The sequence below is a fragment of the Stenotrophomonas sp. YIM B13575 genome (assembly GCF_042787595.1).
GTDB lineage: Bacteria > Pseudomonadota > Gammaproteobacteria > Xanthomonadales > Xanthomonadaceae > Stenotrophomonas > Stenotrophomonas lactitubi_B.
In genome coordinates this window covers 1-8,778 of record NZ_JBHZOP010000155.1, presented here as the reverse complement: position 1 = coordinate 8,778, position 8,778 = coordinate 1, and the positions used below count along the sequence as shown (strand labels likewise).

9 protein-coding genes are annotated in these 8,778 nt (G+C 66.8%); 1 reads left to right on the top strand and 8 read right to left on the bottom strand.

All coding sequences use genetic code 11. The features are described from left to right. Positions 1-306: 306 nt before the first annotated feature. The 8 genes from ACFX4F_RS19535 to aspS form a co-directional block, all read right to left on the bottom strand. Complete coding sequence (locus ACFX4F_RS19535) at positions 307-2,226, bottom strand: potassium transporter Kup (protein WP_099818802.1); 1,920 nt, start codon at positions 2,224-2,226, stop codon at positions 307-309. Between the two features lie 49 nt (positions 2,227-2,275). Next, complete coding sequence (ruvA, locus tag ACFX4F_RS19530; protein ID WP_099818801.1) at positions 2,276-2,869, bottom strand: Holliday junction branch migration protein RuvA; 594 nt, start codon at positions 2,867-2,869, stop codon at positions 2,276-2,278. Between the two features lie 13 nt (positions 2,870-2,882). After that, entirely contained in the window at positions 2,883-3,404 is a 522-nt protein-coding gene (gene ruvC / locus ACFX4F_RS19525) for a crossover junction endodeoxyribonuclease RuvC (protein ID WP_089236563.1), read from the bottom strand. Positions 3,405-3,533: 129 nt separating this feature from the next. Continuing rightward, the gene (locus tag ACFX4F_RS19520) at positions 3,534-4,265 is read right to left on the bottom strand and encodes a YebC/PmpR family DNA-binding transcriptional regulator (RefSeq protein ID WP_089236564.1); all 732 of its coding nucleotides are present in this window, start codon (positions 4,263-4,265) and stop codon (positions 3,534-3,536) included. Positions 4,266-4,417: 152 nt separating this feature from the next. Further along, positions 4,418-5,050: a triacylglycerol lipase gene (locus tag ACFX4F_RS19515; RefSeq protein WP_025874679.1), complete on the bottom strand. Its 633-nt coding sequence runs from the start codon at positions 5,048-5,050 to the stop codon at positions 4,418-4,420. A gap of 77 nt (positions 5,051-5,127) precedes the next feature. After that, positions 5,128-5,649, bottom strand: a complete 522-nt coding sequence (locus ACFX4F_RS19510; RefSeq protein WP_380657955.1) for a GNAT family N-acetyltransferase — start codon at positions 5,647-5,649, stop codon at positions 5,128-5,130. 32 nt (positions 5,650-5,681) lie between these two features. Beyond that, positions 5,682-6,026, bottom strand: a complete 345-nt coding sequence (locus ACFX4F_RS19505; RefSeq protein WP_380657953.1) for a DNA primase — start codon at positions 6,024-6,026, stop codon at positions 5,682-5,684. Between the two features lie 16 nt (positions 6,027-6,042). Further along, positions 6,043-7,794 (bottom strand): aspartate--tRNA ligase, encoded by a 1,752-nt coding sequence (gene aspS / locus ACFX4F_RS19500; RefSeq protein WP_380657951.1) that lies wholly within the window; start codon positions 7,792-7,794, stop codon positions 6,043-6,045. A 160-nt stretch (positions 7,795-7,954) separates the two neighbouring features. Here aspS and ACFX4F_RS19495 point away from each other — a divergent pair, with 160 nt between their 5' ends. Continuing rightward, complete coding sequence (locus ACFX4F_RS19495) at positions 7,955-8,707, top strand: DUF3011 domain-containing protein (RefSeq protein WP_380657949.1); 753 nt, start codon at positions 7,955-7,957, stop codon at positions 8,705-8,707. Positions 8,708-8,778 lie beyond the last annotated feature (71 nt).

Here is an 8,778-nt window from a genome sequence, read left to right as displayed (position 1 = left end):
GTGGGTCCGGTTGCGGGGGACGCTGCAAGTACGTCCATGTAAGCTCGGTCGCGCCATCCCTGGCGCTCACGCCCCCGCAACCGGACCCACCCCGCCTTCGACAGATCTCCGCAATCTGCCGGAATGGCATGGCCTGCTCTTGGTGGGTGTCGACCTTGGTCGACACGGAATGGCCTGCTCTTGGTGGGTGTCGACCTTGGTCGACACAGTAGATCCACGCCATGCGTGGATGGATGTGTGTATGACACGAACCGAACAGGGGGTCAGAGCCCTTTTCCTGAGGAAAAGGGATCCGACCCCGTGCGGTCAGATCTCCACCTGCGCGCCCAGCTCGACCAGGCGGTTGCCCGGAATGCGGAAGAAGCCCGTCGCCGGGGCGGCGTTCCTGTGCATCAGCGCGAACAGCTTGTCGCGCCAGATCGGCATGCCGCGGTTGGCGGTGGCGACGATGGTTTCGCGGCTGGCGAAGAAGGTGGTGTCCATCGGGTCGAAGTAGATGCCGCCGTGGTCGCACGAGCGCATCAGCGCCAGCGGTACGTCGGGGGTCTCCATGAAGCCGAAACGCACGTAGACCCGGTAGAACTCATCGCCCACCGATTCGATCTTCAGTCGTTGCCCTTCCATCGCATATGGAATGGGCAGGGTTTCCACGTGCAGGAACACATTGCGCTCGTGCAGCACCTTGTTGTGCTTGAGGTTGTGCATCAGCGCATGCGGGGCCACGGTCGGGTCGGCGGTGAGGAACACCGCAGTGCCCGGTACGCGTACCGGCGGCGCCAGCATCAGGCCCGGCAGGAAGGTGTCGATACGGATGCCGTCCTTGCGGATCTCATCGCGCAGCAGTTCGCGGCCACGACGCCAGGTGCGCATCATGGTGAACAGGAAGATGCCCAGCACCACCGGGAACCAGGCGCCCTGCAGCAGCTTGGCGCCGTTGGCGATGACAAAGCCCAGGTCGATGACGAAGAACACCACGCACAGCGGCAGGATCCAGTTGCGCGCCTTCGGCCACAGCGAACGGGCGACCAGGGCCAGCAGCAGGGTATCGATCAGCATGGTGGCCGACACCGAGATGCCGTAGGCCACAGCCAGGTTGGACGAGCTGCGGAAGGCCAGCACCAGGCCGATCACCATCACCGCGATACCCCAGTTGATGCCGGGGATGTAGATCTGGCCGATGGTGTCGTGCGAGGTGTGCTTGATGCGCATGCGCGGGATGTAACCCAGCTGCATGGCCTGGCGCGAGACCGAGAACGCGCCGGTGATGACCGACTGCGAGGCGATCACCGCGGCCATCGTGGCCAGGATGATCATCGGGTACAGCGCCCACGACGGCACCGCTTCGAAGAACGGATTCTTCACCGCCTCGGGGTGGTTGAGCACCAGCGCGCCCTGCCCCAGGTAGTTCAGCACCAGGCACGGCAGCACGAAGAAGTACCAGGCGTGGCGGATCGGCTTGGCACCGAAGTGGCCCATGTCGGCATACAGCGCCTCGCCACCAGTGACCGCCAGCACCACCGCGCCGAGGATGAAGATGCTGTGCCAGCCATGATTCATGAAGAAGCGGATCGCCCACCAGGGGTTGAACGCTTTCAGCACTTCCGGCGCGTCGACGATGTTGTAGATGCCGATCGCCGCCAGCGAAATGAACCAGATCGAGGTGATCGGCCCGAACAGCTTGCCGATCTTCGCGGTGCCAAAGCGCTGCACCGCGAACACCGCCAGCAGCACCACCACGGTGATCGGCACGATGAAGGCATGCAGCCCGGGGGCCGCCACCTCCAGGCCTTCCACCGCGCCCAGCACCGATATCGCTGGCGTGATCACGCCGTCGCCGAAGAACAACGAAGCGCCGAAGATGCCGAGGATGCCCACCACGTAAGCCGAGCGCGACCCGTTGCGCAGCGTGCGCTGGGTCAGCGCCATCAGCGCCATGATGCCGCCTTCGCCGTCATTGTCGGCGCGCATGATGATGGTCACGTACTTCAGGGTGACCACGATGTTCAGCGCCCAGAACGCCAGTGACAGCACGCCCAGCACGGTGTCGTGGTCGCTGCTGAGCCCGTAGTGCGGCGAGAACGCCTCCTTCAGGGTGTACAGCGGGCTGGTGCCGATATCGCCGAAGACCACGCCGATCGCACCGATGATCAGCGCCAGCCCCCCGGCGGGGGGAGCGTGACCATGGCCGCCATGGGCGGCGGTGTGCGGGGTTTGACTGCTGGACATGGGGCTCCTGGCGAAGCTCAGGGTGTAATGGGAAAGGAAGCGGCGCGGCTCAGCGCAGCGCCGACTGCAGGGCCTTGCGGATGACCATGGCCACTTCGTCGCCCTCGTTGAAGGCTTCGCGCGCCATCCGCGCCGCCTCGGTCGGCTTGTAGCCCAGCTGCTGCAGCGCCACGGTGGCATCGGACAGCGGGTCGGCGGGAGCCGGGCCACTGCCGGTCGGCAGTGCGCCACCGGCGCCGAACTGCGCCGCGCGGTCACGCAGCTCCAGCACCATGCGCTCGGCGGTCTTCTTGCCGATGCCGGGAATACGGGTCAGCGCAGTGATGTCGCCGGCCTGGACCATGCGCGCGAATTCTTCGACGGTGACGCCGGACAGCACGGCCAGCGCGATCTTCGCGCCGATGCCGCTGACCCGCTGCACGTCGCGGAACAGGCGGCGCTCGCCTTCGCGCAGGAAGCCGTACAGCGAGACGCTGTCTTCCTTCTGCGAATAGTGGGTGTACAGGGTGACCTCACGGCCCAGCTCGGGCAGGTCGTAGAAGGTGCTCATCGGCGCCTCCAGCTCGTAGCCCACCCCGTTGACGTCCACCACCAGCCACGGCGGCGCCTTGTAGGCGACGATTCCGCGCAGTCGACCGATCATTGCGTGCAGCTCCTCATTTGCGACCCCACGCCTGGCGGGCAGTCAGCCCCAGGCGGTTGGCCGTTGCCCTTACGTGGGCATGGGTGATGGCCACGGCCAACGCGTCGGCCGCGTCGGCCTGCAGCTTGGTTTTCAGGTTGAGCATGAGCCCGACCATGTGTTGAACCTGTTGCTTTTCGGCGCCGCCACGACCGACCACCGCCAGCTTGATCTCGCTTGCAGCGTATTCGTGCACGGGCAGGTCGCGCAGCACCACCGCCGAAATCGCCGCGCCACGGGCCTGGCCCAGCTTCAGCGCCGAATCGGGGTTGCGTGCCATGAACACCTTTTCGATGGCCACTTCCTGCGGCTGGTACTCGTGGCACAGCTCGGCCAGGCCCAGCACCAGCAGCTTCATGCGCTGCGGGAAGTCGTCGGCCCCGAGCAGCACCAGCGGCTGGTGATGCACGTGGCTGACCCGGCCGCTGGCGTCGACGTCGATGATGCCGACCCCGGTCCGTTGTGAACCCGGGTCGATGCCGAGAATACGGGTCATGCGGCACGCACACAGGCGCCGCTGATCCGGGAAGGACGCATGCGGCGGTGATGGCTGGAAACGTCTGGGGTCATCATGGTCCGCATTGTCCGCTCACCGGCCGCCAAAGGCGACCGGTGGAGCGTACGTTCAGGCGTAGGCGTCCGCGCCGAGATCGGCGTTGGAGTAAACGTCCTGCACGTCGTCGAGGTCTTCCAGCATGTCCAGCAGCTTCTTGACCTGCAGGACGGTGTCGCCCTCGACCTTGATGTCGTTGTCGGCGCGGAAGGTCAGCTCGGCATGGTCCGGCGTGCGGCCGGCCGCCTGCATCGCATCCTTGACCGCGTGGAAGCTGTCCGCGGCGGTGAGCACGTCGATCGCGCCATCCTCCGGGTAGACCACGATGTCATCGGCACCGGCCTCGATGGCCGCTTCGGAGATGGCGTCCTCATCGGCGCCGGCAGCGTAATGCAGCACGCCCACGCGCTTGAACATGAAGCTGACCGAGCCTTCGGTGCCCATGTTGCCGCCGCACTTGCTGAACGCATGGCGGACATCGGCGACGGTGCGCACGCGGTTGTCGGTCAGGCAATCGACGATGACGGCCACGCCACCGGGCGCGTAGCCCTCGTAGCGGATCTCTTCGTACTCGACGCCTTCCAGTTCACCGGTGGCCTTCTTGATGGCACGCTCGATCACGTCCTTGGACATGTTCGCGGTCAGTGCTTTGTCCACCGCCACACGCAGGCGCGGGTTGTTGTTGGGGTCGCCTCCACCGCCGCGCGCGGCCACGCCGATCTCACGGATGATCTTGGTGAAAATCTTGCCGCGCTTCGCGTCAGACGCGTTTTTGCGGTTCTCGATGGAGGGGCCTCTACCCATGGGTCTTTCCGTACGTGCGTTGATGGATAAGGCCGCGGATTCTACCTGATCGGGCCATGCCACCGTGTCGAGGGGGACAGATGCGGCCGGGCGTGGCGCCCCGGTAGCGCCGGGCCATGCCCGGCGAGCGCAGCGGCGCTGGGTGACGTCGCTCAGGCAGCAGCGGCGTCCCGGCCATGGTCGAACTGGCCATGGCGGAGGAAATGCGCGGTCTGCCGTGCGGCATCCGGCGACACCACCAGGCCGCTGTGGCTGGTGCGCACCACGCAGTGGTCGGCCAGGCCCGGCAGGCGGGTCTCGGCCAGCGCCACGGTGCCATCGGAATCGTCATCCAGCGCCCCGAGCAGGCTGCCCAGCCCATGCGGCACCGAGCCGGCGATCAGGCCGACCGCGGCCTTGCCCTGCCAGTCCGGCAGCCCGTCCAGCAGCAGTTCGCTGCTGCGGCCCAGGGCCAGGCCCCAGCCATGTTCGGACAGCGAGCGCGCGGTGCCACTGCCGCGCAGCGGCGAGCCCAGGCAGACCACGCGCTGCACGGGCAGCTGCGGTTGCCGACGCAGGGCTTCCAGCGCCAGCAGGCCACCCAGGCTGTGCCCGACCAGCGACAGCGGGCCTGCGTCTGCCAGCCGCTCCAGCAACTGCGGCACGGCCACATCGGGGCCGCCGAATACGGACGAGTAGCCAAAGGTATGGACCTGGAAGCCACGCGCGCGCAGGCGCCAGGCCAGTGGCCCGACCCAGGCACGGGCATTCCAGATGCCATGCAACAACAGAACGGGGGGAGTCATGTGCAACAGCCTGGCGGTCAGCGGGGCGGAACTACGGTGATTGAACAGAAGCCAGGGGCAAGCGGCGGTGAACGACTTCAGGCCGGATGCGGCAGACGGCGCAGGATGAACTCAAGATCGTTGGTATCGCCCACCGGGAACAGGTACTCGCCGGCCTTTTCGAAACCATAGCGGGCGTAGAAGCGCTGGGCGCCGAAGTTTTCCGACCACACGCCCAGCCACAGCGTGCGCGGGCCGTCGCGTTCCAGCCAGGTCAGCGCGGTTTCCAGCAGGCGGCTGCCCCAGCCGCAGCTCTGCTGCGTCTTGACCAGGTACAGGCGCTTGAGTTCGCCGTCACCGGGCTTCACCTCCGGGTGCGGCAACCCACAGGGGCCGGCGGCGGCATGGCCGACCGCCTCCCCATCCAGCTCCAGCAGCCACACCGCGTAATCGGGGTGGGCCAGGATCGTGCGCTGGCGCTCGACCGTGTAGGACTCGTCGATGAAGTCCTGCAGGTCCTGCGGCGGATACAGATGGCCGAAGGTTTCGGTGAACGTGCGCGCGGCCAGCGCCGACAGGGTCGGCGCATCGTCCACAGTGGCGCGGCGGATCGAATACATGGGTCGAGTTGACGTCAGGACAACGGTTCGGGTCAAGCCCGCTCCGCCGGTTCCTTGCCGTCTTCTTCCTCTTCCTCTTCTTCGTATTCCTCGTCGTCCTCTTCTTCCTCGCCGTCTTCCTCTTCTTCTTCGCCTTCCTCGTCCTCGTCGTACTCTTCCTCTTCCTCTTCGTCGTCTTCGTAATCCTCGACGCCGAAGTCTTCACCGTCCCAGCGACCTTCGCCGTCAGCGACGAAGGTCAGGGCCATGGCCGACGGGTTGGTACCGACGCGGACCAGCCAACCACCGAAGACACGTGCACGCTCGGTGACCAGGTTGGCCTCGGAGCCTTCATTGCCCAGCTTTTCCCACTCCAGCGAAAACGCAAACTCGGTCATTGCCTGGATCTCCTGATCAGTTTTTCTTGGGGCGAACCTGGATGTGCACTTCGGCCAGCTGGTCGTCGACGATCGGCGACGGCGCGTCGGTCATCAGATCCTGCGCACCGGTGGTCTTCGGGAACGGGATGACGTCGCGGATCGACTCGGTGCCGGCCATCAGCGCGGCGATGCGGTCGATACCGAAGGCGATGCCACCGTGCGGCGGCGCGCCGTAGTTCAGCGCGTCGAGCAGGAAGCCGAACTTCGCACGTGCTTCCTCGGCACCGATGCCGAGCAGCTCGAACACCGCGCTCTGCATGTCCGGGCGGTGGATACGGATCGAACCGCCGCCGATTTCATTGCCGTTGAGCACCATGTCGTAGCCGCGCGAAACGGCAGTCTTGGCGTGCGCGCGCAGGTCGGCGATGTCGTCCACGGCCGGCGCGGTGAAGGGGTGATGCAGGGCGACGTAGCGCTGCGCTTCCTCGTCCCACTCGAACATCGGGAAGTCGGTGACCCACAGCGGCGCCCAACCGTCAGCGACCAGGTTGAAGTCCTTGCCGGCTTTCAGGCGCAGCGCGCCCATGAAGTCGGACACCTTGTTGTAGCCGCCGGCACCGAAGAACACGATGTCGCCGTTGCCGGCGCCGACGTGGGCCACCAGCGCGGCGAAGCCCTCTTCGCTGAAGAACTTCTGGATCGGCGAGCTGATTTCACCGTTCTCGCCCACCTTGATGTACGCCAGGCCCTTCGCGCCGTACTTGGCGGCGTGCGCGGCGTACTCATCGATCTGCTTGCGCGACAGGCTGGCACCACCCGGGATGCGCAGCGCGGCGACGCGGCCATCGGCATCGTTGGCAGCCGCGGTGAACACCGGGAATTCGCTGGTCTTGACCAGCTCGGCCACGTCCACCAGTTCCAGCGCGATGCGCAGGTCCGGCTTGTCCGAACCGTAGCGACGCATCGCCTCGGCCCAGGTCATGCGCGGGAAGCTGGCGTCCAGCTCGACGTCGACCACTTCCTTGAAGATGCCGCGGATCATGTCTTCGACGAAATCCTGCACGTCGCGCTCGCGGACGAAGGCGAACTCCATGTCCAGCTGGGTGAATTCCAGCTGGCGGTCGGCACGCAGGGCCTCGTCGCGGAAGCAGCGCGCGATCTGGTAGTAGCGGTCGAAGCCGGCCACCATCAGGATCTGCTTGAACAGCTGCGGACTCTGCGGCAGGGCGTAGAACTCGCCCGGGTGCATGCGCGCCGGCACCAGGAAGTCGCGCGCGCCTTCCGGGGTGGCCTTGGTCAGGATCGGGGTTTCGATGTCCTGGAAGCCCTTTTCGTCCAGGTGGCGGCGCAGGGCCTGCACCAGCTTGATGCGGGTGCGCTGCATGCGCTGCATTTCCGGACGGCGCAGGTCCAGGTAGCGGTACTTCAGGCGGGTTTCTTCGCCGGGGTTCTCGTGCGCGTGGAACGGCAGCGGCGCGGCCTTGTTCAGCACGGTGATGGCGGTGGCGATCACTTCCACCTTGCCGGTGCGCAGCTTGTCGTTGACCGCGTGGCGGGCGCGCACAACACCTTCCACCTGCAGCACGTCCTCATAGCCCAGGCTGGCGGCCACGGCGAACACTTCGGCGTTGTCGAGCTCCACCGTCACCTGCACGATGCCTTCATGATCGCGGAGATCGATGAAGCAGACGCCGCCCTGGTTACGGGCCACGTCGGTCCAGCCGGCGAGGGTGACAGTCTGGCCAATCAGGGTCTCATCGACCAGGCCGCAGAAGTGGGTACGCATGGGGGGAAAGCTCCGCTGGAGAACGCCGGCGCCTGATGGGGGCCGGAAAGCCTCTTATTCTGCGGCCGAGGCCCCGGCCGGGGCAAATGCGGACGGTCACGCGGGCTTGATCGCCCCGGTCCTTATAGTCGCGCACCTACTCCCGTATGGGGATGTCGCCATGAAACCGCAGTCCCTGGCCAGCCTGGCCGTGATCCTGGGTACCTTTACCGCGCTCGCCCTGCCCTCCGCCCCTGCCGCCGCGCAGGACGGGGTGGTCCGCTGCGAGAGCCAGAACAACCGCGAACGCGTCTGCAACACCGGCTGGCGCGACGCCCGGCTGGTCCGCCAGCTGTCCGGCTCGGCCTGCGTGGAGGGCCGCACCTGGGGCGCCCGCAACGGCAGCATCTGGGTCAACAACGGCTGCCGCGCCGAGTTCACCCAGGGCCGCGGTGGCTGGGGGGGCGGCAACGGTGGCGGTTGGGGCGGCGGCAACGGCAACGGCGGCACCGTGCGCTGCGAAAGCCAGGACAACCGCGAACGCAGCTGCCCGGTCGGCTGGCGCAACGCGCGCGTGGTCCGGCAGATTTCCGGCACGCAATGCGTGGAAGGCCAGAACTGGGGCGTGCGCAACGGCGCGATCTGGGTCAACCGTGGCTGCCGCGCCGAGTTCGCCGAAGCCCGCGGTGGCTGGGGCGGCGGCAATGGTGGGGGCAATGGCGGCGGTTGGGGTGGCGGCAACAGCAACTACACCGTGACCTGCAGCAGCAACAACAACCGCCAGCAGAGCTGCAACTGGGATGAACGCCAGGGCCGGCCGGTGCTGCAGCAGCAGCTGTCCGGCAGTGCCTGCCAGGAAGGCCGGACCTGGGGTTACTCGCGCGGCAACGTGTGGGTCAGCAACGGCTGCCGGGCGCGCTTCGGCACGCGTTGAGGGGTAGCGCCGGGCCATGCCCGGCGAGCGCAGCGGCAGGGTCTCCGCTTGAAAGCCGCCGGGCATGGCCC